Source organism: Bradyrhizobium sp. 61 (assembly GCF_023073075.1).
In the GTDB taxonomy this organism is placed as follows: Bacteria; Pseudomonadota; Alphaproteobacteria; order Rhizobiales; family Xanthobacteraceae; genus Bradyrhizobium; species Bradyrhizobium barranii.
In genome coordinates this window covers 1-21,524 of the sequence record NZ_JADPIU010000008.1, presented here as the reverse complement: position 1 = coordinate 21,524, position 21,524 = coordinate 1, and the positions used below count along the sequence as shown (strand labels likewise).

At 64.6% G+C, this 21,524-nt stretch carries 25 protein-coding genes and 1 tRNA gene; 17 read left to right on the top strand and 9 right to left on the bottom strand.

Annotated elements, in window-relative coordinates:
- Positions 1-174 precede the first annotated feature (174 nt).
- Entirely contained in the window at positions 175-1,350 is a 1,176-nt protein-coding gene (locus IVB46_RS02810; RefSeq protein WP_247309573.1) for a DUF2336 domain-containing protein, read from the top strand.
- A gap of 175 nt (positions 1,351-1,525) precedes the next feature.
- Here the strand turns inward: IVB46_RS02810 and IVB46_RS02805 are convergent, their stop codons facing one another.
- Together IVB46_RS02805 and IVB46_RS02800 are read right to left on the bottom strand one after the other, a co-directional pair.
- Entirely contained in the window at positions 1,526-2,104 is a 579-nt protein-coding gene (locus IVB46_RS02805; protein ID WP_247309574.1) for an Hpt domain-containing protein, read from the bottom strand.
- A 31-nt stretch (positions 2,105-2,135) separates the two neighbouring features.
- Positions 2,136-2,681, bottom strand: a complete 546-nt coding sequence (locus IVB46_RS02800; protein WP_008549760.1) for a response regulator — start codon at positions 2,679-2,681, stop codon at positions 2,136-2,138.
- A 172-nt stretch (positions 2,682-2,853) separates the two neighbouring features.
- On the opposite strand from IVB46_RS02800, the gene IVB46_RS02795 reads away from it, so the two are divergent.
- The 3 genes from IVB46_RS02795 to IVB46_RS02785 are packed head-to-tail and all read left to right on the top strand — an operon-like array spanning position 2,854 to position 4,293.
- On the top strand, positions 2,854-3,417 hold the full coding sequence (locus IVB46_RS02795; RefSeq protein ID WP_166342389.1) for a DUF2975 domain-containing protein: 564 nt from the start codon (positions 2,854-2,856) through the stop codon (positions 3,415-3,417).
- A gap of 2 nt (positions 3,418-3,419) precedes the next feature.
- A complete protein-coding gene (locus IVB46_RS02790) occupies positions 3,420-3,674 on the top strand; it encodes a helix-turn-helix transcriptional regulator (protein ID WP_247309575.1) in 255 nt (84 codons plus the stop codon).
- Between the two features lie 34 nt (positions 3,675-3,708).
- On the top strand, positions 3,709-4,293 hold the full coding sequence (locus tag IVB46_RS02785; RefSeq protein WP_247341944.1) for a hypothetical protein: 585 nt from the start codon (positions 3,709-3,711) through the stop codon (positions 4,291-4,293).
- A 13-nt stretch (positions 4,294-4,306) separates the two neighbouring features.
- Here IVB46_RS02785 and IVB46_RS02780 read toward each other — a convergent pair whose 3' ends face one another.
- A complete protein-coding gene (locus tag IVB46_RS02780; RefSeq protein ID WP_247309577.1) occupies positions 4,307-5,086 on the bottom strand; it encodes an NAD kinase in 780 nt (259 codons plus the stop codon).
- A gap of 250 nt (positions 5,087-5,336) precedes the next feature.
- Between IVB46_RS02780 and IVB46_RS02775 the strand changes: the two genes are divergently transcribed.
- Positions 5,337-6,905, top strand: coding sequence for a peptidase S10 (locus IVB46_RS02775; protein WP_247309578.1), 1,569 nt, complete (start codon positions 5,337-5,339; stop codon positions 6,903-6,905).
- On the opposite strand, the gene IVB46_RS02770 is transcribed toward IVB46_RS02775, so the two are convergent.
- Complete coding sequence (locus IVB46_RS02770) at positions 6,892-8,280, bottom strand: serine hydrolase domain-containing protein (RefSeq protein WP_247309580.1); 1,389 nt, start codon at positions 8,278-8,280, stop codon at positions 6,892-6,894. The two genes, IVB46_RS02775 and IVB46_RS02770, sit on opposite strands and share 14 nt — an antisense overlap.
- A gap of 109 nt (positions 8,281-8,389) precedes the next feature.
- Complete coding sequence (locus IVB46_RS02765) at positions 8,390-8,932, bottom strand: tetratricopeptide repeat protein (protein WP_028150223.1); 543 nt, start codon at positions 8,930-8,932, stop codon at positions 8,390-8,392.
- Between the two features lie 251 nt (positions 8,933-9,183).
- Between IVB46_RS02765 and IVB46_RS02760 the strand changes: the two genes are divergently transcribed.
- The 4 genes from IVB46_RS02760 (at position 9,184) to IVB46_RS45035 (ending at position 11,688) form a co-directional block, all read left to right on the top strand.
- On the top strand, positions 9,184-9,552 hold the full coding sequence (locus IVB46_RS02760) for a hypothetical protein (protein WP_085405355.1): 369 nt from the start codon (positions 9,184-9,186) through the stop codon (positions 9,550-9,552).
- Positions 9,553-9,764: 212 nt separating this feature from the next.
- Positions 9,765-10,199, top strand: a complete 435-nt coding sequence (locus IVB46_RS02755; RefSeq protein ID WP_247309583.1) for a hypothetical protein — start codon at positions 9,765-9,767, stop codon at positions 10,197-10,199.
- A 287-nt stretch (positions 10,200-10,486) separates the two neighbouring features.
- Entirely contained in the window at positions 10,487-11,194 is a 708-nt protein-coding gene (locus IVB46_RS02750; protein ID WP_071917379.1) for an outer membrane protein, read from the top strand.
- 251 nt (positions 11,195-11,445) lie between these two features.
- A complete protein-coding gene (locus IVB46_RS45035) occupies positions 11,446-11,688 on the top strand; it encodes a DUF6719 family protein (protein WP_038935984.1) in 243 nt (80 codons plus the stop codon).
- Between the two features lie 40 nt (positions 11,689-11,728).
- Here IVB46_RS45035 and IVB46_RS02740 read toward each other — a convergent pair whose 3' ends face one another.
- Entirely contained in the window at positions 11,729-11,983 is a 255-nt protein-coding gene (locus IVB46_RS02740) for a hypothetical protein (RefSeq protein ID WP_028150218.1), read from the bottom strand.
- Positions 11,984-12,279: 296 nt separating this feature from the next.
- Entirely contained in the window at positions 12,280-12,669 is a 390-nt protein-coding gene (locus tag IVB46_RS02735; protein WP_071912705.1) for a hypothetical protein, read from the bottom strand.
- Between the two features lie 102 nt (positions 12,670-12,771).
- Between IVB46_RS02735 and IVB46_RS02730 the strand changes: the two genes are divergently transcribed.
- Positions 12,772-12,936 (top strand): hypothetical protein, encoded by a 165-nt coding sequence (locus IVB46_RS02730; protein ID WP_193375949.1) that lies wholly within the window; start codon positions 12,772-12,774, stop codon positions 12,934-12,936.
- Positions 12,937-12,939: 3 nt separating this feature from the next.
- On the opposite strand, the gene IVB46_RS02725 is transcribed toward IVB46_RS02730, so the two are convergent.
- Positions 12,940-13,158 carry a hypothetical protein gene (locus tag IVB46_RS02725; protein ID WP_247309585.1) on the bottom strand — a complete coding sequence of 73 codons (219 nt, stop codon included), beginning with the start codon at positions 13,156-13,158 and terminating at the stop codon, positions 12,940-12,942.
- 218 nt (positions 13,159-13,376) lie between these two features.
- On the opposite strand from IVB46_RS02725, the gene IVB46_RS02720 reads away from it, so the two are divergent.
- The 7 genes from IVB46_RS02720 to IVB46_RS02690 all read left to right on the top strand — a co-directional run bounded on the left by IVB46_RS02720 (position 13,377) and on the right by IVB46_RS02690 (position 20,851).
- Positions 13,377-15,074: a HAMP domain-containing methyl-accepting chemotaxis protein gene (locus IVB46_RS02720; protein WP_247341940.1), complete on the top strand. Its 1,698-nt coding sequence runs from the start codon at positions 13,377-13,379 to the stop codon at positions 15,072-15,074.
- A 252-nt stretch (positions 15,075-15,326) separates the two neighbouring features.
- Positions 15,327-16,046 carry a class I SAM-dependent methyltransferase gene (locus IVB46_RS02715; RefSeq protein ID WP_247309586.1) on the top strand — a complete coding sequence of 240 codons (720 nt, stop codon included), beginning with the start codon at positions 15,327-15,329 and terminating at the stop codon, positions 16,044-16,046.
- Positions 16,047-16,127: 81 nt separating this feature from the next.
- Positions 16,128-16,841: a class I SAM-dependent methyltransferase gene (locus IVB46_RS02710; protein ID WP_247309588.1), complete on the top strand. Its 714-nt coding sequence runs from the start codon at positions 16,128-16,130 to the stop codon at positions 16,839-16,841.
- A gap of 103 nt (positions 16,842-16,944) precedes the next feature.
- Positions 16,945-18,777 carry a PQQ-binding-like beta-propeller repeat protein gene (locus tag IVB46_RS02705; protein WP_247309589.1) on the top strand — a complete coding sequence of 611 codons (1,833 nt, stop codon included), beginning with the start codon at positions 16,945-16,947 and terminating at the stop codon, positions 18,775-18,777.
- Between the two features lie 20 nt (positions 18,778-18,797).
- A complete protein-coding gene (locus tag IVB46_RS02700) occupies positions 18,798-19,211 on the top strand; it encodes a GFA family protein (protein ID WP_247309591.1) in 414 nt (137 codons plus the stop codon).
- Between the two features lie 523 nt (positions 19,212-19,734).
- Positions 19,735-20,106, top strand: coding sequence for a hypothetical protein (locus tag IVB46_RS02695; RefSeq protein WP_247341937.1), 372 nt, complete (start codon positions 19,735-19,737; stop codon positions 20,104-20,106).
- A gap of 115 nt (positions 20,107-20,221) precedes the next feature.
- Positions 20,222-20,851: a TerC family protein gene (locus IVB46_RS02690; RefSeq protein ID WP_247341933.1), complete on the top strand. Its 630-nt coding sequence runs from the start codon at positions 20,222-20,224 to the stop codon at positions 20,849-20,851.
- A 245-nt stretch (positions 20,852-21,096) separates the two neighbouring features.
- Here the strand turns inward: IVB46_RS02690 and IVB46_RS02685 are convergent.
- Positions 21,097-21,171: transfer RNA gene (locus IVB46_RS02685), tRNA-Thr, on the bottom strand.
- Positions 21,172-21,524 lie beyond the last annotated feature (353 nt).

Genomic DNA, 21,524 nt, shown 5'->3' with positions numbered 1-21,524 from the left:
CGCGAATAACCCGTTCTCGTGTCCCGGACGCGTGGCAGGCGGCTTTGTTCCCTTAATAAAACGTCAATAAAACCAGCCAGTTATGGTGAACGCTTTGTTAAGCGTCGTGGTTTATTTTGTGTTGCAGGTGACAAGCCGTCACCGTTTTCGTTTGTTGTGTAAGCCGGAAGCAGCATGATTGTTCGGCAGTTCATCAATTGGATCAGGACGGCGCCCGCCGGCGAGCGGGCCGAGGCGACGCGGGCATTGGCCCGGGCCTGGCTGATCTCAGACCTTTCCCATGACGACCGCATCGCGGCCGAAGGCGCGCTCCTGATGCTGCTCGACGATCCCTCGCCGCTGGTGCGGCAGGCGATGGCCGAGGCCTTTGCGCGCAGCACGGATGCGCCGGCGTCGATCGTGCGGGCGCTGTCGGCGGACCAGCCGACCGTCGCGCTGCCCGTGCTCGAACATTCGCCGCTGCTGATCGACGCCGATCTCGTCGACATCGTCGCAACCGGCAATGACGAGGTGCAATGCGCGGTCGCCCGCCGCATCGCGTTGCCGGTGTCGGTCTGCGCCGCCATCGCCGAAGTCGGCTGTGCAGCGGCAGCCCTCGAGCTGATCGAGAACCCCCACGCCGAGCTTGCGCCGTTCTCCTGGAACCGCATCGTCGAGCGTCACGGTCATCTCGCCGCGATCCGCGAGGCGATGCTGGTGCTGGAGGATCTGCCGGCCGCGACGCGCGCCGCGCTGGTGGCCAAGCTCTCCGAGACCCTTGCGCAATTCGTCGTGGCTCGGAACTGGCTGAGCGCCGATCGCGCCGAGCGCATCGCGACCGAGGCGCGCGACCGCTCGACCATAAACATCGCGGCGCGCTCGCGCGGCGAGGACATGCAGGGCCTCGTGCGCCACCTGCGCATCACGGGCCAGCTCACCGCCGGCCTCATCCTGCGCGCGCTGCTGTCGAGCAATCTCGATCTGTTCGACGCGGCACTCGCCGAACTCGCCGACCTGCCGCTGGCACGCGTCTGCGCGCTGCTGCACGACCGTGGCGGCAATAGCCTGCACGCGCTGCTTCGCCGCGCCGGACTTCCCGAGGCGACCTTTGCGGCGTTCCAGGTCGCGCTCGACGCCTGCCACGAGCAAGGTTTTGTCGATACCGATGACGGCGCGGCGCGGCTGCGGCGGCGCATGGTCGAGCGCGTGCTCACCCATTGCGAGACCGACCGCGGCGCCACCGAACCGCTGATGGTCCTGCTCCGCCGCTTCGCCACGGAATCCGCGCGCGAAGAGGCAAGGTTGTTCTGCGACGAGCTCGTCGCGGATGACGCGCTCGATCCGATCTATGACGATCTGATCGCGGCGTAGCGAGACGCCGTAGGGTGGGCAAAGGCGCGTAGCGCCGTGCCCACCATTTATCCGCACAGCTTATATTTCTTGGTGGGCACGCTTCCGCCTTCGCTCTTCGAGCTACGGCGGACGAGTCGCTTTGCCCACCCTAAGACACTTGCGCTCGTAATGACGCGAGGGGAGCGTCGGGGCGCTACTCCGCCGGCACGATGCTCGGTGCCAAAATCACCTCGAGATGCTCGGGGCGGTCGCGGTTGGCGTGGGCGAGATAGTCGTCGGCGACCTTGCGCAGGCGGCGGCTGAGCTCGGCCGAGACGCTGATGCTGTCGAGCTTGGTGTTTTCATGCACGATGGCGAGGATGGCGTTGATGTGGTGCGTGAATAGCTCGGCCGGCACCTTGTCGAGATCGGGCGCGTGCTCGATGACGCGGCACAGGCTCTCCGCAACTCCCGCCGCCGCCGGATAGCCGAACGTCGCAGCGTCGCCCTTGATGTCATGCGCGGCGCGGAACAGCTCGTCACGCCGCTCCTTGGTGAAGCCCTCATGGCGGATAGCGACGTAAGCGGCCGACAGACGATTGACCTCGGTCGTCATCCAGTCCTTGAACTCACTGGAGAGGCCCGCCAGCGCCTGCTCGGCGCGGGCGACCGGATCGTCCAGGTCCTTTTCGTCGACACGGCGCAGAACCTTGCGCAGCGGATTGGGCTGCGTGATCACTTGGTGAGTGGCGAAGGCCGTGACCTCGATGTCCTTTGCGCCGTTCTTCGCCATGATGTCTGCCCCGATCGCGTGAGACGTTGCGCTAGATGGAGGAACGAGCCTTGTCGAGCAGCGAGGGTTGCTGGAGCACCTCGTGCTTTTCGCCGACGCGGCGCTCGGGGCCCATATAGGCGGAGTTGGTGTTGCGGCGCCGGTCCGGACCGAAATAGGTCTTGGTCTTGATGAAGGGCCGGGGATTGGCGACGACGTTGAGGATACGCTGGTAAAGGCCCTTGGCGGAGATCGGCTTGGCCAGGAATTCGGTGACGCCGGCATCGCGCGCGACCGTGACGCGGCGTTTCTCGGAATGACCGGTCAGCATGATGATCGGCGCGTAAGGATTGCCCTTGGATTCCGGCTGCCGGATCATCTGCGCGAGCTCGAGCCCGTCGAAGATCGGCATCGCCCAGTCGGTGATGACGATGTCGGGCACGTAATGGCTGTACATTTCCAGCGCGGTGGCGCCGTCCTCGGCCTCGTAAACCTCGCGCGCGCCGAAGGAGTGCAGCAGCGTCCGCAGGATGCGGCGCATGTGCGGATTGTCGTCGCAGACGAGGAAGCGCAGCTTGTTGAAATCGATGCGGAACATGACGCCTGGGCCGGAGCGGTCAACTTTCGTTAACCATATCGCGGCGGGGGTTAAGGAAGGGTTGCTGCCGGCATTTCGCGGATTACGTGACGAGGGAAGGGTTTAATATCGTAATTATGCCATTTTTTATTGTAAAACGATAAAAATATACAATTGAATGGGAGCTAGTCCGATGAGCGTCGTCGCGTTTCCTTTTCCTGCGCCGGTCGAGCCGCGGTTGCGGCGCATCGGACGGATCGTGGCCGTCGGCGCGCTCCTGTGCGTCGCCGGCGCCGTGCTTGCGGTGCCGCTGCTCTGGTCGAGCGATGAGATGCTCCGGCACTGGATCGCGACCCAGTCCCCGCTGGGGGCGCGGCCCTTCACGCTCAACCTCAGTACGCGCCTCGCCGGTGCCCTGATCAGCCTGATCGGACTTGCGCCTGTTCTCTACGCCTTGTTGCAGCTCTCGATGCTGTTCTCCCGTTTCGCGCGCGGCGAGGTCTTCGTGACCGAGAACGCCTGGCGCATCCGCCGGATGGGCCTCGCGCTGATCGTCAACGCGCTGATGTCGCCGCTGGTGCAGATGCTCACCACGCTCAACCTGACGCGGGCCAACCAGCCGGGCCAGCTCGTGGTCATGTTCGGGATCGAGCAGTCGCATGTGCTGTCGGTGCTGAGTGGCCTCGCGCTCGTCGCCTTCGCGACCGTGATGGCCGATGCCGTTCGCATGTGGCACGAGAACAGCGAGATCATCTGACCATGCCGATCATCGTCAACCTCGACGTCATGCTCGCCAGGCGCAAGATCAGGTCGCGCGAGCTTGCCGCGCGCATCGAGCTCACGGAGGCGAACGTCTCCCTGCTGAAGTCGGGCAAGGTGCGCGGCATCCGCTTCGACACGCTCGAGCGGATCTGCGCCGTGCTCGACTGCCAGCCCGGTGATATCCTGGAATATGTCCCTGACAGCGCGGACGACACGTTGGAGCCGCGCGGGGCCGGCCGGAAATCGGCCTAGCCAATCCTTCAAGTCCAGATTGGAGATGCCTGCGGTGAACCGCCTGGCGCGCGTTCTTGCGAGCGCGGCTGCGCTCATGCTTGCCGGTTGCAGCTCGGTGCCGCTGACATCGATCCCGCCGCTTGCCCGCATCGATGCCAGGACGACGGATCTGTCGATGCTGCGCGTCGCCGTGCAATTGCCTGACGCGCTGCGGCCACGTTCGGGCGGCGTCAAGCTCGACGTCGTCACCAAAGTGGCCGGCGAGGCCGAGACCAGGACGAGCTTCGCCATGATGGAGATGAGCGACGCGCGAGATCGCGCCGGCCTGCCTGCGCCGCCGCTGGGCTCCTCGACCTACGCCTATCGCTTGTCTCCAGGCGATGCTGCACGCTTCGAAGCGCTGCGTGCGTCGATGGTCGAGCAGGGGAAGCAAGGCAAACGCGGGTCGATGGGGCTCGGCGTGGCAGCCAGGGAATTCTGTCGCGCGAACGCGGCGCCGCAGGGATCGCTGCCTGTCACGATCTATCTGATGACGTCGGAGACGAAGAGCTTCGTTCCCGTCGTCAGGGATTTCGATCTGCTCGGTGATCCCGCCATGGCGGGCGGCCTGGAATCGATTCAGTCTTGCGGCCAGTGATCCGCGCCGGCGCTCAGTAGCCGAACTGCTCGCGCAGGATGCGCTCTTCCAGGCTGTGGCCGGGGTCGAACAGCATGCGCATCGAGATGGTCTTGTCGGACAGGACCTCGACGCGGCGGACGTCGCGCACCTCGTCATGGTCGGCCACCGCCGCCACCGGCCGCTTGTCGCCCTCCAGCACCTCGATCACGACGTAAGCCGTATTGGGCAGGAGCGCGCCGCGCCAGCGGCGCGGGCGGAAGGCGCTGATCGGCGTCAGCGCCAGCAGCGCGGCGTTGATCGGCAGGATCGGTCCCTGCGCGGACAGATTGTAGGCGGTGGAGCCGGCGGGCGTCGCCACCATGATGCCGTCGGCGATCAGCTCAGCCATGCGCTCGCGCTCGTCGATCAGGATCCGCAGGCGCGCGGCCTGGTAGGTCTGCCGGAACAGGGCGACCTCGTTGATGGCGTGATGCAGGTGGACGCGGTCGTTGACGTCGGTGGCGCGCATCAGGAGCGGGTTGATCTCGGATTCCTGCGCTGCCTCGAGACGGGCGCGAAGGTCGACCGTCGAGTACTCGTTCATCAGGAAGCCAACGGTGCCACGGTGCATGCCATAGATCGGCTTTCCCGAGTGCATGTTGTGGTGCAGCGTCTGGAGCATCAGTCCGTCGCCGCCAAGCGCGACCACGACGTCGGCGTCTTTCGGGTCGTAATTGCCATAGTCCCGGGTGAGCTGGCCGAAGGCGGTTTGCGCCTCGCTGCTTGGGCTCGCGACGAAGGCGATCCGGTTGTATCGCGCTGGCTTGGTCATGGCTTCCGGGCAGGGCCGCTGGCTGGAGAAAGTTCCGCCGGGCTCGTCTATACGACCTGGGCCTGCATTGTCGAGAAGGACCGCTGTTCAAGGCAAACAGCGTCCATCCCGATTCAGGGCAAATCCGGGTCGATTTGTGCTCGCCCGGCTTCTTCAGGCGCCGCCGGGCCGGCTATCCCCCAAACCGTCGCAATTTCTCGCTAGCCTTGCGATGCTCGCCGGCTCTCGCAGCCGGACAAGGAGAACGATCATGGTCATGCGTTTGCCGGCGCTCCGCCGCGCGACCTTGGTACTGGCGGTGTCGACTTTCGCGCTCGCGGGATTTGCCCGCGCGGACGATCCGCCGCAGCCGCGCGCCGAGACGACGGCCCCCACGGGACAGAAGGGTGGGCGCGGCGGCAACACGCCAGGCGCGTCACAGGGTTCATCGTCCGCCGCCGAGCCGCATCGACTTCCGTCGGATTCGACCACGAAGCAGACGCTCGATCTGCCGGGCCGTGCACTCGACTTCACCGCGACTGCCGGCTCGATCCGCGTGTTCGACGGTAAGGGTGAGCCGCTCGCCGACATCGCCTATACGTCCTATGAGCTCGATGGTGCCGACCGCGCGACGCGCCCCGTGACGTTCCTGTTCAACGGCGGTCCCGGCGCGTCCTCGGCATGGCTCCAGTTCGGCGCTGCGGGTCCGTGGCGGCTGCCGCTCGATGGCGAAGCCCTGTCGCCGTCTGCCTCACCCGAGGTGAAGCCGAACGCGGAGACGTGGCTCGACTTCACCGATCTCGTCTTCATCGATCCCGTCAGCACTGGCTACAGCCGTTTCGTTGCCAGCGGCGAGGACGCGCGCAAGTCCTTCTACTCCGTCGACGGCGACGTCAATTCGATCGCGCTCGTGATCCGCCGCTGGCTGGAGAAGCACGACCGGCTGACCTCGCCGAAATATGTCGGCGGCGAAAGCTATGGGGGCATTCGCGGGCCGAAGGTCGTGCGCCAGTTGCAGCTCCAGCATGGCGTCGGCGTCAGGGGATTGATCCTGGTGTCGCCGCTCCTGGACTTCCGCGAGTTCACCGGCACCAGCCTCCTGCAATATGTCGCGACGCTGCCGAGCTATGTCGCGGTGGCGCGCGAAGCCAAGGGAGCGGTCAAGCGCGCCGATCTCGCCGACGTCGAGGCTTACGCGCGGGGCGAGTTCCTGGCCGACCTCGTCAAGGGCGAGGCGGACAAGGAGGCCACCAATCGCCTTGCTGACAAGGTCGCCGAGCTCACCGGGATCGATCAGGCCGTGAGCCGCCGGCTCGCCGGCCGTTTCGACGTCGGTGAATTCCGCCGCGAGTTCGACCGCAAGAACGGCAAGGTGACGGGGCGCTACGACGCCTCGGTGCGAGGCTATGATCCCTATCCGGATTCGAGCAGCTCCCGGTTCGGCGATCCCTCGGGCGATGCGCTCCAGGCGCCGCTGACGAGTGCGGCCGTCGATGTTCTCACGCGCAAGCTCAACTGGCGGCCGGATGGCTCCTATGAAGTCCTCAACGGCGCCGTCGAGGGCAATTGGGATTTCGGCCGCGGCATCAACCCGCCGCAGTCGGTGTCGGAGCTGCGCCAGACCCTCGCCACCGACGCGAAGCTGAACGTGCTGGTCGCGCATGGCCTGTTCGATCTCGCCACGCCCTATTTCGGATCGAAGCGGGTGCTCGACCAGCTCCCGGCGTTCGCGACGCAGCGCGTCAAGTTCGTCGTCTATCCCGGCGGCCACATGTTCTATTCGCGCGACGGCTCACGGCAGGCGTTTCGGAGCGAGGTGGAGGCTCTTATCCGAGAGTAGGCCTCCGCTTGCGCGGCGGATATCTCCGCGCGATCTCGCGCGCCACGACACGCTCCGGCTTGATATTGGCGCCGGCGATCCAGATGTCGCTGACCTTGCCGCGCTTGTCGCGGACGCGGCGCACCGGCTCGCCGTGGCTGGAATAGCCGGCAGCCCAGGCGAGCTTGCCGGTGTCGCGGCCGGTGACCTCGATCTCGGCGGCATCCATGAACGGATTGAAGAACTGCGGATTGGCGACCAGCACGCGGTTGCCCGCGGGGACGAGATCGGTTGCGCCCCAGATCGTCCACCAGCGGCCGTTCCAGTCGCGCACGCGGCGGTCGGGGGCGCCGCGAGTCCTGAACACGCGCAGGATCTGCATCGCGCCGTCCATCCAGAACGGCGCCGCGCCGTCGATGGAGTTGCTGAGGATGCTGATCGCGAGCTCGCAAGCGGGGATGGAGCAGGTCCGGGAGATGTAACCCTGAAAATGGCCGCCATGGCCGAACCAGTCCCAGCCGTCGGTTTTGCCGGCGTTGATGCCAAGGCCGTAATAGGCCTCGAAACTCTGCGGGATGCGCCAGTGATGCCGGGTCATTTCGCGGCGGCTTGCGACTGAGAGCACACTCTTCCTGGCGTTGGGCGCAAGCTGCGCGAAGAAGCGGGCCGTATCGCCGGCGGTGGCGGCGAAGCCCGTGGCGGACGCCATCGCGTGCGTCGGATTGTCGCCGGGGATCACGCAACGCTCGCCCAAGGGCACTTTTCGCGTGTGGCCGCGCGCGAACGATGCGCCCTTGGGAAGCGGCGCATCCGGCTCAGTCTCGCGCAGGCCTGCGGGCTCGATGATCTCGCGCTTGATCCAGGCGGAGTAGGGCTCCTTCGACACGGCTTCGATGACGAGGCCGAGCAGGCCAAAGCCGTGGTTGGAGTATTTGAAGCGCGTCCCCGGCTCGATCGCGGTCGGCAGCTTCAATTCCGCGAGCAACTCCCTGGCGTTGAGATAGGGACGGTTGTCGATGAACTGCCCGGAATCGGCGCCATCGCGCGTCAGCCCCGCGCTGTGCGATAGCACCTGCGCAATCGTCGTCTCGGCGACGCGCGGATGCAGGCCGCCGACATGTTGGCTGACCGTGTCGTCGAGCCGGAGCTTGCGCTGGTCGCGCAGCTTCATGATGCCGGCGGAGGTAAAGCTCTTCGAGTGTGAGGCGATGCGGCAGCGGTGGCGCGGGGTGAGTTTTTCTCCGGTGTCGAGGTTGGCAAGACCAAAGGCGTGCTCGGCGACGATTTCGCCGCGATGGGCAAATGCGACGATGACGCCGGGCTGCTGGAATGTCGTCTGTTGGAATTCGATCCAGGAGCCGATGTAGTCGATCGCGGATCGCAGCCACGTATCCATTGCGCACCAATTTGCGAGGGGAGCACTTGATGCGAGAGGCTAACCGAGAAAGCGGAACGGGCACAACCCCGAGGTTGTGCCCGTTCGTTTCGTTCGAGGATGCGATGTCTCAGTAGACGAGCGTCGCGCCGGTCGGCTTGTCGAGCGCCGCGGCGAGCGAGCGATACTCGGAGCTGTCGGTGCCGGCGAGCGAGGCGATCTTGTTCAGGTGGTACTGCGCCTGTTCGCGGTTGCCCTGCTCGAGCTGCCAGAGGCCGTAATACTGCCAGGTGCGGACGTGGTTCGGATCGTCCTTCAGTGCGATCTCGTAATAGACCTTGGACGACTGGTAGTCGCCGAGCTTGCGATAGGAGTAGCCGATCAAATTGGCGACGTCGGCGACGTCGTCGCGCTCGAGCGACTTCAGCTGGCCGATCGCGCTCGTGTAGTCGTGACCGTCGTAGATCGTGGTGTAGGCGGTGCGATAGGCCGCGAGGAATTTGGGATCGCTGATGGAGGAGCTCTTCTTCTTCCCCTTCTTGGCCGAGCTGTCCGACTTCGGCGGCGGCGAGGGCTCGTCGCTGCCCGCGGCGTAGGCGCTGGTCAGCATCGGTCCGGCGGCCAACGCCATCGAGACAAGCCCCGGTACCAGAAGCATGGAAAGTTTGCGCATCTATCTTCTCCCGTATGGAACGTGGCGATCCTACACGATTGCCCAAAGACCGGAACACCCAGAGGGCAAAAACATTCCCGCTTCGCACGATCTATTCGCCCCTCCGCAGATGACAAACTTGTCATCGAGATGAACAGAAGCCTGCAAGGGACTTCAGACTGGGTTCAGCGCGCGCCGCCTAGGCTCCCACCCACGATCGAAGAGTAGGCGAGAGGGCGCCGCCTCAAGATCCTTCCAAGAGGAGACCAACCATGTTGAAGACCATTTCCGCAGCCTTGCTCGCCGCTTCCGTAATCGCAGCCCCGGCCTTCGCCGCTGAAGCCGGCAAGACCACCACGACCGCGCCGGTGATCAAGGCGGACCAGAGCCAGACCAAGGTGTCGACCACCGCCGTGAAACCCGAGGCCGGCGTCAAGGCCGACACGAAGGCCGCCGACGTCAAGGCGGACGCCAAGGTGGATACCAAGTCGAAGGCGATGAACGCCAATGCCGCGGTCACGCCCGATGAGCACAAGGCCGTGCGCACGCATCGTCACCACCACAAGCATCTGTCGGCCAAGAAGTCGCTGAAGGCGCAGCCTGACGTGACCAAGCCGGCGGCCATCGACAAGCGCAGCTAACGACTGATCCGGCGCGGCGGCATCCCTGGCATTGCCCGCCGCCGCGTGCGGAATTCAGGCCCGGCCCGTCGTCTCGGCGTCAGCGCGAAAGCGCAGGCGCCGGCGGCGGGGCGGTGCGTTATTTGCGCAGCCTACGAGCAGGAGCGAATTCCCTTCGTGCAGCCTTGGAGCTAGAACATCCTCCGAGTCTGATCGAGCGGAGAGCGTGGCCTGTGGGGCGATTGGCGAAGCGTGCGGTGATCTTGGCGTTGGTTCTGGTCTTGCCGCTGGCGCTCACGGCATGTTTCGGCAGCGACGGTGATCGTCCATCCCTGATGGAGGGGACCCAGGCGGGAGGGCCGCAGCCGTTTCCCGACAATTTTCGCAGTGACACGCTGGCCTTGATGCGCGCTTACCTCAACAATCCCGTCGGCGTGCGCGAGGCCACCATGGCCGATCCGGTGCTGCGCGAGATCGGCGGACGGCAGTTCTACGTCGCCTGCCTGCACTTCACGCCACGCGAGACCGACGGCAGCTACAAGGGCATGCGCGAACGGGCCGCCGTCTTCGTCAACGGGCGGGGCGACCGCATCGTCGATCGCGCCGGCGAGCTCTGCGCCGGTGCGGTTTACGCACCCTTTCCGGAACTGGAAAAGATGGCGCGGTAGCGCAAAGCCGGCCTTCATCGGCAGGTGCTAGGACAGAGGCCGCCGGAGCCGCTGGATCACAATTTGGCGAGCTTTGAACGGGGCTGGTTTGCCTTGCGACAGATCGTTACAGCCCGCCTTGCGCAGACGACGAAAACAGTCGGTGCAAGCAGGTGTGACGGAACAAAATCGCGTTGTTGCCACCCCGTCACAGTGACAGACGATCAACGTTCCGGCATCGCCGCGAAGCAACCTAATTCACGCCACGTTGTTTCCTGAGTGTCGAATTTGAAAGAACGGGGATGATCATGAAGACGATTTTGCTGGGCGCCGTTGCTCTGCTGGCGCTGGCTGCACCGGCCGCCGCGGCCGACATGCAGCCGCGCACCTATACCAAGGCGCCCGCCTATACGCCGCCGCAGGTGATCTACAACTGGACCGGTTTCTACATCGGCGGCCATGTCGGCGGCGCGTTCGCCGGTGACAGCAGCTTCCAGTCGAGCGACGCCCGTTTCCTGGGCGGCGTGCAGGGCGGCTTCGACTACCAGTTCGCGCCCAATTGGGTGGTGGGTATCGAGGCCCAGTACTCCTGGCTGCCGACCAACAACAACGGTGTCACGTTCCCGCTGGGGACGCAGGTGACGTCCAACACCGACCAGCTCGGGTCGGTGACCGGCCGCATCGGCTACACCTGGGGACCGGCGCTGGTCTATGCCAAGGGCGGTTACGCCTGGCGTAATGGCGGCCTCGGCGTCAATGTCGCCGGCGTGGCGCAGCCCTTCACCGCCACTGGCAACAACAAGGACGGCTATACTGTCGGTGCCGGCCTCGAATACATGTTCGCACCGAGCTGGTCGGCCAAGGCCGAGTACCAGTATTACAACTTTGGCAGCACGACCTTCACCTCCGGTCCGGCCGACGTCGTCGGCGTCCGGGGCCGGGAGGACGAGCATACCGTCAAGGTCGGTGTGAACTACCGCTTCGGCTGGGGCGGACCGGCGGCCTCGCGCTACTGACGCTCAACAGCGACCACGACCTGACAAGGGCCGGCTCACGCCGGCCTTTCGTTTGCCACGCCCTTGTTTGCCTGCCTGTTGTTTGCTTTGCGTGAACCATCTGGCGCGTCATTTGCAAGCAAACGGTCTGGCGCGCGCGTTCTCACGCGCGTCATGGGACTGGCGTAAAGCAAAAATAATTTTTGCCGCCTACGGAACTCGCGCTCCGGAAGGCGTTATATGAGAATTACCGGGCTGGTGGGACGACGGACATGCGTATCTTTGTGTCGGCAGTAGTGCTCTCGTGCTTCATCTCCCTGCCGTGCGCTGCACAGACAATCCTCAAATCCGAGCCTCTGATGCTGGCACCCTATGAGGTGGCCTTCGTCAAGGACGCTTCCTGCCCATCCGGCAAGGTGCTGAAGGTAACGGGCGCGATCCGCGGGCTGCACCGCCGCAAGGCCTGCGTGGTGCTGGCGGGCGAGCAGGCCTCGCTGGCGACCGCGACCCCCTGAGAGATCCCTTGCTGAGATACCCTGGGCTTGCGGCCGAACCTCAGGAATTCAGCTCAAGCTCCATCCTCGACTGCTGCTCGGCCTCGGCCTTGTTCCTGGCGGGGTCCTCGCCCTGGGCGGCCCGGCAGGGCTTGATCTCGTAATCATTGTCCAGGACCCGGCGCGGCCCGTGGCGCTGGTCGTCGGTGCTGACATCCACGACGAGGCCGCTTTGCTGCGCGAGCTGCCAGACGTCGGCCTCGCTGGGATAGGCCTTGCTGATTTGGGCGTCGTTGCAGAACAGGGCGTAGGGCATTCTTCCCGCTCCCGGAAACCGCGTTAACGGCTTCACGGGGCAAGGGGTTCCGGGGCGGTCACGGGGGCGTGATCGGAGCCGCGGGCCCTGAGTCTTTAACGAGTCCTGAATCCCCAAAAAAAGAATCCCTGGGACTCATTTGCCGGAATCAGGGGATGTTTTCGGCCATGACGACCGACCTCAAGACCTGCTGCGGGCACATGCTGCTGCCACTGACGCTGGGATTGCTCAGCGCCTGTGCGGCCAATCTCTGGTTGGTTTGGTCCTGGCTGTAGGCGTCTGATCGACCGCCGGCCCTAGTTTTCGGCTGGCGGACGGAGGGAGGGGTCGCGAATGGCCGCGCGGAGCCTGGTCAGGGTCGCCGCGCAATACTCCTCCCGCTCACGCTCGAACCGCTCCTGATGCTTGCGGAAATTGGCGATGCGGGCCTGCATCTCGGAGCGGAAATCGCCGCTTGTCCGTGCTGGCGGGATCATGACGGGCGGGGCGAGCGGGACTGGCGGCGGCTTGATCTCGACCGCCAATGTGTCGACCGCCACGGTCTCGACGGTGACGGTCTCCACCGGCACGTCCGGTGCAGCCGTCGGTCTCTCCGGCGGATGGAAGTCACCCTTCTTGCCGGTCACCGATTGGACGAAGGCCATTGTCTGCGCGATCAGTGCGTCGCGCTCGCTGATCCACTTCATGGTCCACCTCTGTTGGAGCTATTCCAGCAAAGCTAGCCGGCCGAATCAAGGAGGTGTTCGGCTGGGGATTGCATATTTTTCCCGCCCGCCTGACAGTGGGGAATGGACGTCAAATCAGACCAGTCGGACGAAGCGCAGGGCCTGCGGCTCGTTCGTGCGTTCTTGGCGCTGCCGCCCGACAAGCGGGCGGAGGTGATCGCGTTCGTGGAGGAATTGGCGCGGGCCCAAGGCCGGCCCGAGGCAGGCACAGAGGCATCGCCGACGTGAGCGCTATCGCTCGCGCGGGTTGATGTTGGGCTCGAACGGCGCCCCCACCACCCGGACTGGTGTCGGAGCCGTAACGTCGATCGCCGCGCGTTCGGCGACCTGCGTTGCCGGAGCCGGCGCTGGTGCCAGCTCGAACAGCGCAACGGTGCCGGCCACGGCGACACAGCACAGCGTCACCGTCGCCAGCAGAAGTATGTTTCGGTTTTCTTCCTTGATCCGCATGGGCCGACAACGACTGACGCCGGCGACCGGTTCCGGCCGGTCATGTCCGGATCACGCCCCCAAAACAGGCAGAAGCTTACACGAGGCTTACGCCGACCCCCCGAATAGTTATTTTTCCGTAAGACTACTCGGGGGATTTGGCATCAAATCTTAACGTCCGCCGGTTCCAATGCCCGTTGCTGGGATTATGCGTCGGCAGAAGCATTGGGGCGGCTGTTATGAGCTTTTTGAACAATCTGAAAATCGTGTGGAAGGTCGCGCTGATCGTGGCGGTGATGGGATGCGCGATGCTTGCCGTCGCCGGCTTCGCCGCGCGTGAACTTTCGGCGACCGTCGACGGATTTGCCGAACTCTCCGCCGCGCAATCCTCGGCGCTCAACCTGACGCGCGCCCAGCGCCGCGCCGAGACCTATCATGCCGCGCTCTATGCGGTCTTCACCGAAGCGACGGAGGCGGGCAACGCTGGCCGTCTCAAGATCGCGAACCAGAACCGCACCGAAATCAGTCAGTACCTCGATGCGGCCGTGCAGGACGACCCGTCGCGCGCCAGCCAGGTCAAGAGCATCGGGGACCAGCTGAAGGCCGCGTTCGCCAGCTGTGATCCGGTACTCCAGGCCGGCGCGCAGGCAAGCAGCGTGGAGGAGAATGCCAAGGCCGCCGAACGTGCGCACAAGGAGTGCGATCCGGTGCTGGACGCGGCCCTCGCACGCATCGTCCAGTTCGTGACCGAGTCCGCACAGGCGGTCAGCAACCGCAAGGAAGCCATCAACCGCGACGCCAGATCCGCGACCTGGACCGTGATCGGAGTCAGCGCCGGCGGCCTGATCGTCGGCATCGCGATCGCGCTGTTCATCAGCCTCAATGCGATGTCCCGGCCGATCGCCCGGCTCAAGCTCGCCATGGAGGGTCTCGCCCGCAACGATCTCAAGACCGAGGTGCCCGAGAAGGAGCGGAGCGACGAGATCGGCGACATGGCGAGGACCGTCGAAGTCTTCAAGACCAACGCGCTCGAGGTCGAACGCCTCAAGGCTGCGCAGCTCGAGATCGAGAAGCAGGCTGCCGAGCAGCGCCGCCGTGACATGGTCAACCTGGCCGACGGCTTTGAACGTGCGGTCGGAGAGATCATCGAGACGGTGGGCTCGGCGTCCACCGAGCTCGAAGCGTCGTCCTCGACGCTGGCCACCACCGCGCACCGCGCGCAGGAGCTGACCTCGGTGGTCGCGGTCGCTTCGGGTGAAGCCACCGGCAACGTGCAGTCGGTGGCGACCGCCACGGAGGAGCTGTCGTCCTCGGTCAACGAGATCAGCCGGCAGGTGCAGGAATCCGCGCGGATGGCGGGCGAGGCCGTCACCCAGGCGCGCACCACGACCGAGCGGGTCAGCGAGCTCTCGATCGCGGCGACGCGGATCGGCGATGTCGTCGAGCTGATCAACACCATCGCCGGCCAGACCAACCTGCTGGCGCTGAACGCCACGATCGAGGCGGCACGCGCCGGCGAGGCCGGCCGCGGCTTCGCGGTCGTCGCCTCCGAGGTGAAGACGCTGGCCGAGCAGACCGCGAAGGCGACCGGCGAGATCAGCCAGCAGATTTCCGGCATCCAGACCGCGACCCAGGAATCCGTCAACGCGATCCGCGACATCTCCGCGACGATCGAGCGACTGTCGGAGGTGTCGTCCACCATTGCCGCGGCCGTCGAGGAGCAGGGCGCCGCGACCCAGGAGATCTCGCGCAACGTGCAGCAGGCCGCTCACGGCACCCAGCAGGTCTCCACCAATATCACCGACGTGCAGCGCGGCGCGGCCGAGACCGGCTCGGCGTCCTCGCAGGTGCTTTCGACCGCCAAGATGCTGGCGACCGACAGCAACCGGCTGAAGGACGAAGTCGGAAAATTCTTGCGGACCGTGCGCGCGGCGTAAGTGTGCGCGGCGGCACTCGTCCGCCGCGCTCACCGCGCCTAATGCGGAAGCAGAAGGCCGAGCGCGAACACCAAGAGCATGGCCGTCATGACGACGGCCGTCACGGCGCCGGCAACGATTTTGGCCTTCTCTTTGCTAGTGGTCGAGCGCATCGGATGCGCAGGCTACCTGATGTTGAACTCTGATCCAATCCGTGGTCAGTAGCCGCGCAGCGCGATGCGCGCGGCCGACTCCATTCCCGAAGGTCGCCCCATGAACGAGGACGTCAGCGACGGCTGGACCGCGTCCGCGGCCGCCTGGATCGTCGAGCAGGGAGAAGACGGCGACTACGGCCGCCGCTTTGTCCTGGACGCGCCGATGCGGGCGCGGATCGAAGGGCGCGGCTTTCGCAATGCGCTCGACGTCGGCTGCGGGGAGGGGCGCTTCTGCCGCATCATGCAGCGCGCCGGCATCCGCACCACCGGCCTCGATCCGACCGAAGCGTTGCTTGCGCGCGCCAGGGAGCTGGACCCGACCGGCAACTATCGGCTCGGCCGCGCCGAGACGATGGAGGTCAGTGCGGAATTTGACCTGGTCGTCAGCTATCTCAGCCTGATCGACATGCCCGACCTCGGCGCGGCCATCGCGAAGATGGTGGCGGCGCTGCGGCCGGGCGGCACGCTGCTGATCGCCAACCTGACCAGCTTCAACACCGCGGGCCAGCCCGACGGCTGGACGCGGGACGGCGAGGGTATCCCGCGCTTTTCGATCGACCACTACATGGAGGAGCGGCCGATCTGGGTGAGCTGGCGTGGCATCCGGATCCAGAACTGGCATCGTCCGCTCAGCACCTACATGACGCTGTTGCTCGATCACGGCCTTCAGCTGCGTCTGTTCGTCGAGCTGGAGCCCGCAGGCGGCGATCCCGAGAGGAATGCCGTTCATCGCCGCGTGCCCTATTTCCACATCATGGAGTGGCAGAAGCCGGCGTGAGGGAAGCGGCTGGCGATTTCGGAGGCGACGCGTCGGCTGTATAGTGTGCTTGCGACGGAATCTTGACGCGAGTCCCGCCCGATGATCACCAATCGTCCACCCGTGCTCGCCCATAAGCGCTTCGTTGCGGACCGCGATAACTTTGCCGGCCTCGATCTCGCCGCGCGGTTCGAGCGGATCGAGCGGACCAACCTGTGGGGCGCGGCCACATCCGTCTCGGGCCTCGGCTCGGAGGACCCGGCGACCGCCGCGATCCGGGAGGAGCTTCCTCCCCTGCTGCAACGGCTCGGCGCGCGCTCGCTGCTCGATGCGCCCTGCGGCGATGCCGGCTGGATCGGCCGCATCAAGCTCGACCTCGACTACACCGGCATCGACATCGTGCCGTCGCTGATCGAGACCAATCGCCGGCGTGTGGCCGGCGGCGAGTTGTCCGGCCGGTTTCTCGTTGCCGACGTCACGCGCGATGCGCTGCCGCGAGCGGATGCCATCCTGTGCCGGGACTGCCTGGTTCATTTGAGCTTCGACAACATCGCCCGCGCCGTTGCCCGCTTTGCCGAGAGCGGCGCGGGCTTCCTGCTGGTCACGACGTTTCCCGAATGGGATACAAATCGCGATTGCACGGATGGCGATTGGCGCGCGCTGAACATGGAGAAGGCCCCGTTCAACTGGCCGTCGCCGCGCGCGCTGATCAACGAGCGTTGCGAGGAGGGCGGTGGTGGCTGGCGCGACAAGAGCCTTGCCCTATGGCGTCTGGATGAACTGCCCGATCGTATCCGCATGGCCACGGCGACGTGACGGACGCAGGGGAACTCCATTGCGTCCGCGATCGCAATGGCGATACACTTCAGGTTGTGTGACGCGATCTTTAGGTCGCGTGTCGACGATGCCGGAGAACGCCATGAGGCCGAGTTTTGCCGTAGCGGCTCTGTTGATCTGGTGCTCCACGCCGGCACTGGCGCAGCAGGACGGCGCCGCGCTCTACGCCACCCACTGCGCGCAATGTCACGATGCCGGCGATGCCCAGAACCGCGCGCCCGCGCGCGGCGCCATGCAGGCGATGTCGTTCGATCACGTGCTGGGGACGCTGACCTCCGGCAGCATGGCCGCGATGGCGAAGGAGCGCAGCGACGACGAGCGTCGCGCGATTGCTGCTTTCGTCACCGGCAAGGCCGCGATCAACAGCGCGTCTGACGGGCAGGGCCGCTGCACGCAGCAGCTCAGCGGCTTTCCGCAACCGCTCGACGGTCCACGCTGGAACGGGTGGGGCGTCGATCTCAACAACAGCCGCTTCCAGCCGACCGACATGGCGGGCCTGACCGCGGCGCAGGTGCCGCGCCTGCGGTTGAAATGGGCCTACGCGTTTCCCGGCGCCTCGGTGTCCTTTGCGCCGCCGACGATCATGGGCGGCCTGCTGTTCATCGGCGGCACCGACCGCAAGGTGCACGCGCTCGACGCGCGAAGCGGCTGCACGCTGTGGACGTTCGCGATCGATGCGGCGGTGCGCGCCGCGATCACGGTCGCACCGCTTCCCGGCTCCGATCAGTTCGCGATCTTCTTCGGTGATTTGCGTGCCAACGCCTATGCCGTGAACGCGCTGACGGGGGCGTTGATCTGGAAGACGAAGGTCGAGGAGCATCCGGCCGCGCGCATCACCGGCGCGCCGGTGCTGCATTCCGGCGTGCTCTACGTGCCGGTGTCCTCGCTCGAGGAGGCCGCCGGCTCGCAAGCCTCTTACGAATGCTGCACCTTCCGCGGCAGCGTGGTGGCGCTGGACGCCGCGACCGGCAAGCCGGTCTGGCAAGCCTATACGATCCCGGAAGTGCCGCATCCGACCGACAAGAACGCGAGGGGCGTGCAGCTCTTCGGCCCGTCCGGTGCCGCGATCTGGTCGGCGCCGACGATCGATGTGAAGCGCGGCGCGATCTATGTCGCGACCAGCAATTCCTATTCGAATCCGCCATCCGCGATGAGTGACGCGATTCTCGCCTTCGACCTTGCGACGGGAAAGCTGCTCTGGAGCCAGCAGGCCACGCCGAAGGACGCTTATGTCGTGGCATGCTACGGCGTGGACAAGACCAATTGTCCCGAGGATCACGGACCCGACCACGATTTCGGCCAGTCGTCGATCCTGGTAACCCTGCGCGACGGCAGGCGCGTTCTTGCCATCGCACAGAAATCCGGCGTCGTGCACGCGCTCGATCCCGACGACGGCGGCAAGATCCTGTGGCAGACGCGGATCGGGAAGGGCGGTGCGCTCGGCGGCAGCGAATGGGGATCGGCGGCCGATCAAGATCACATCTATGTCGCGAACTCCGACGTGCGTTTCCTACGTGACGGCACCAGGCGTCTCGACTCCACGCAAGGCGGCGGCCTGTTCGGGCTCGATCTCGCCAGCGGGACAGTCGTGATGGAGGTGCCTCCGGTCGCCTGTGGCGATCGTCTCCAATGCAGCCCCGCGCTGTCGGCGGCGGTGAGCCTGATCCCCGGCGTCGTGTTCTCCGGCGGCGTCAGCGGCTTCCTGCGTGCCTATGCCAGCGACGGCAAGCTGCTCTGGGAGTTCGACACCGCGCAGGATTACAAGGCCGTCAACGGCGTCCCCGCCCATGGCGGCGCGATCGACGGTCCCGGACCGGTCATCGCAGGCGGCATGCTCTATACCAATTCCGGCTACGGCCAATGGAGCGGCGTCGCCGGCAACGTGCTGCTGGCGTTCGAGGTGGGGACGGAGTGAGCGCGAGGTAGGGAGGCGCGATGGTCGATGCCCGATGCAGTTGCGGCGCCGTTGCATTGTCGCTCGCGGAGCCTTCCCGCGCGGTCGTTGCTTGTCACTGCATGGACTGCCAGCGCCGAACCGGTGCGCCCTTCGGCGTCGGCGCCTTCTACGCGGCTGAGGCCGTCACGATCTCGGGGACCCCAAGCGAATACGTTCGCAAGGCCGCGAGCGGCGGCAACGTCCGCAGCTATTTTTGCACCCATTGCGGTTCGACGGTCTATTGGAAGGCGGACAATCTGCCAGGGATGATCGGCGTCGCCGTCGGCGCGATGGCGGACCCGAATTTCCCGGCTCCGCTAAGATCGGTTTTCGAGCAGTCGAAACATGGCTGGGTCGAAATCAACGGTGCAGAGCACTTTCAGCAAAGCAGTGCGACGAAGAATGCAAGCTGAGGTTTCCGCCTCAAGCGCTGTTGCCGGCTGAGGGGATTGAACCCCCGACCTTCAAGGCGATCTACGAAGCTTGACCACAGCGCTGGGCATGTGGTGCGCGTTCCCGTTCGCTGTGGGAACGCTAGGTTCTTAGTTCCGGGTCCGCAATGAAGCTCAGCTTAGGCTTGCCACATAAGTCACCTTGCCGCGCGGTGAAAAACCGCGCGACGATGAGTAGCATTGCTTTTTTGATCGCCCGGTTCGTTCTTGTTGGAGAGCAGATCTTGTCGATCGTGGGTGCGCTCTCGCGAGAAGCCAGCACGTGATTGAGCTTTGGAACAAGTGGTACGGGACCTTGGCCTCTGTCGAGGCGCTGGCAGCCGTCGTCGTTATTGCCGTGGTGACCGCTGGCATTCTTACGTTAATTGAGAGTCAGCGGCATAGGACAAAACATTGATGGGGAGACGTCGGAAAACGATCAGCTAGACCAGAGTAGTTCAGCAGGTGAGTGGCGCTAAAAAATGCTCCTATGCAGGAGGATCAAATGATCCTTTCTCGTGCAAGTTGGACAAACAGGAATGCTTCTTGGCGGCAAGCATTTTGCATATGCGCGGTGTTGAGCATACTGGTCGCAGCTCCTGCATTCTTGATGATACTCCTGCTGGATTCCCAGCTCGTCTTGCCAGCGCTCAGTATTCTATTTTTCTCAGACGCGATGATCACTGCGGTCTTGGCTTGGGCAAAGTCGGGAAATGCGACATTAGAAAATGTAACGCTATGGGATGTTGCCGGGGCATTGACCATGTTGGGTTGTGCCGCAGCGATTCTTGGCGAACCAGATCAAGTGGCACTGCTTTTCGAGCAACCGGTCGGACAACATTCGGACGCGGCTCTAGGCGATAGCGCTAGCCCCTGATAACCGGCGGCGTTAGGACCCCCGTTTCTTGGTGGCGGGTATCGGTCAACCGATCCGATAGACGTATGCGATCTCGCTTGCAGCTGCCCATTCCCCTGCGGCGGGGACATGACCCGTGCCTGATTATTTCGATACAGATGTCCTTAGCGTTTTCTTGCAGATCGTTCTGATCGACCTGGTGCTCGCTGGCGATAACGCCATCGTCATCGGTCTTGCTTCAGCCGGACTTCCTGAGGCGCAACGAGGCAAGGCGATTTTGATCGGTATTGTTGCCGCGACGATACTGCGCGTCTTACTCGCCGGGTTGGCGACGCAAATCCTCCAGATCGTCGGCCTCCTGCTCGCAGGCGGGATCCTGTTGTTGTGGGTATGCTGGAAAATGTGGCGAGAGTTGCGTACATCCTCCACAGGGCCAACAGGTGCGATGGACGGCGCTGGAGCAATTGCAGGCAGCAAAGCTCGCAAAACACTCGCTCAAGCGAGTTGGCAGATTGTCGTGGCCGACGTTTCCATGTCTCTCGACAACGTTCTGGCCGTGGCAGGGGCAGCACGCGAGCATCCGATGATCTTGATTTTCGGTCTGGCGCTTTCCATCGCGATGATGGGCGTGGCCGCTTCTTTCATTGCGCGCCTTCTGCAAACTTATCGATGGATTGCTTACGTCGGTCTAGCCGTCATCCTTTATGTGGCGGGTGACATGGTCTTTCGCGGGACGTTGGATGTCATCAACGTTGCGTCGATATGAGATGCTGTTTCACCCTAGGTATCCTGAGTCGTCAGGCAGAATTCGAACGCGGTACGCATAGGCTGCAGATGGGGTGTGAAGCCCGCAGAAGAAAGGGCCGCCTTTGTGGGGCGGCCCTGTCCAAAGTCTGTCGACGCCGGTCAAAAAAATTAGGTTAGAGCAAAGCCAGCCCCGGGAATGAAAACAACTAAGGATACAAACGCCGCGCCCGGTTGAGGGACATCGAAATAAAACAAGCTAAGCGCTGGTGCCGGCTGAGGGGATTGAACCCCCGACCTTCGGTTTACAAAACCGCTGCTCTACCGCTGAGCTAAGCCGGCAAAACCAAACAATTATAAGCAGTTAACGAGAAGAAACTTGTCCGGTCGGCACGCTGGGGGTGCACGGTCGGGCAGCGTTTGCGTCGATATAGCCGCAGTCGGGGTGTAGGTCTAGTCTGACTGGCTTGCGCTCTTGTCCGCACCGCCGCCTGGCAGAAAATGTGTAGAGCCGGAAATCGCTTTGTGAAACCAGACTGCCCCGTTTCAAGGACGTACGGGCGAAGGATGTCAGACCAAAAGAGCGAATGATCGTCGTACGCCTACGACGAAGGCCGCCTGATTGTCGCGTGCGCGCGGGCACGGCGAGCTATATGTGATGGCGTTGGGTGAAGGTCAGGCGGCTTGCTGATCGT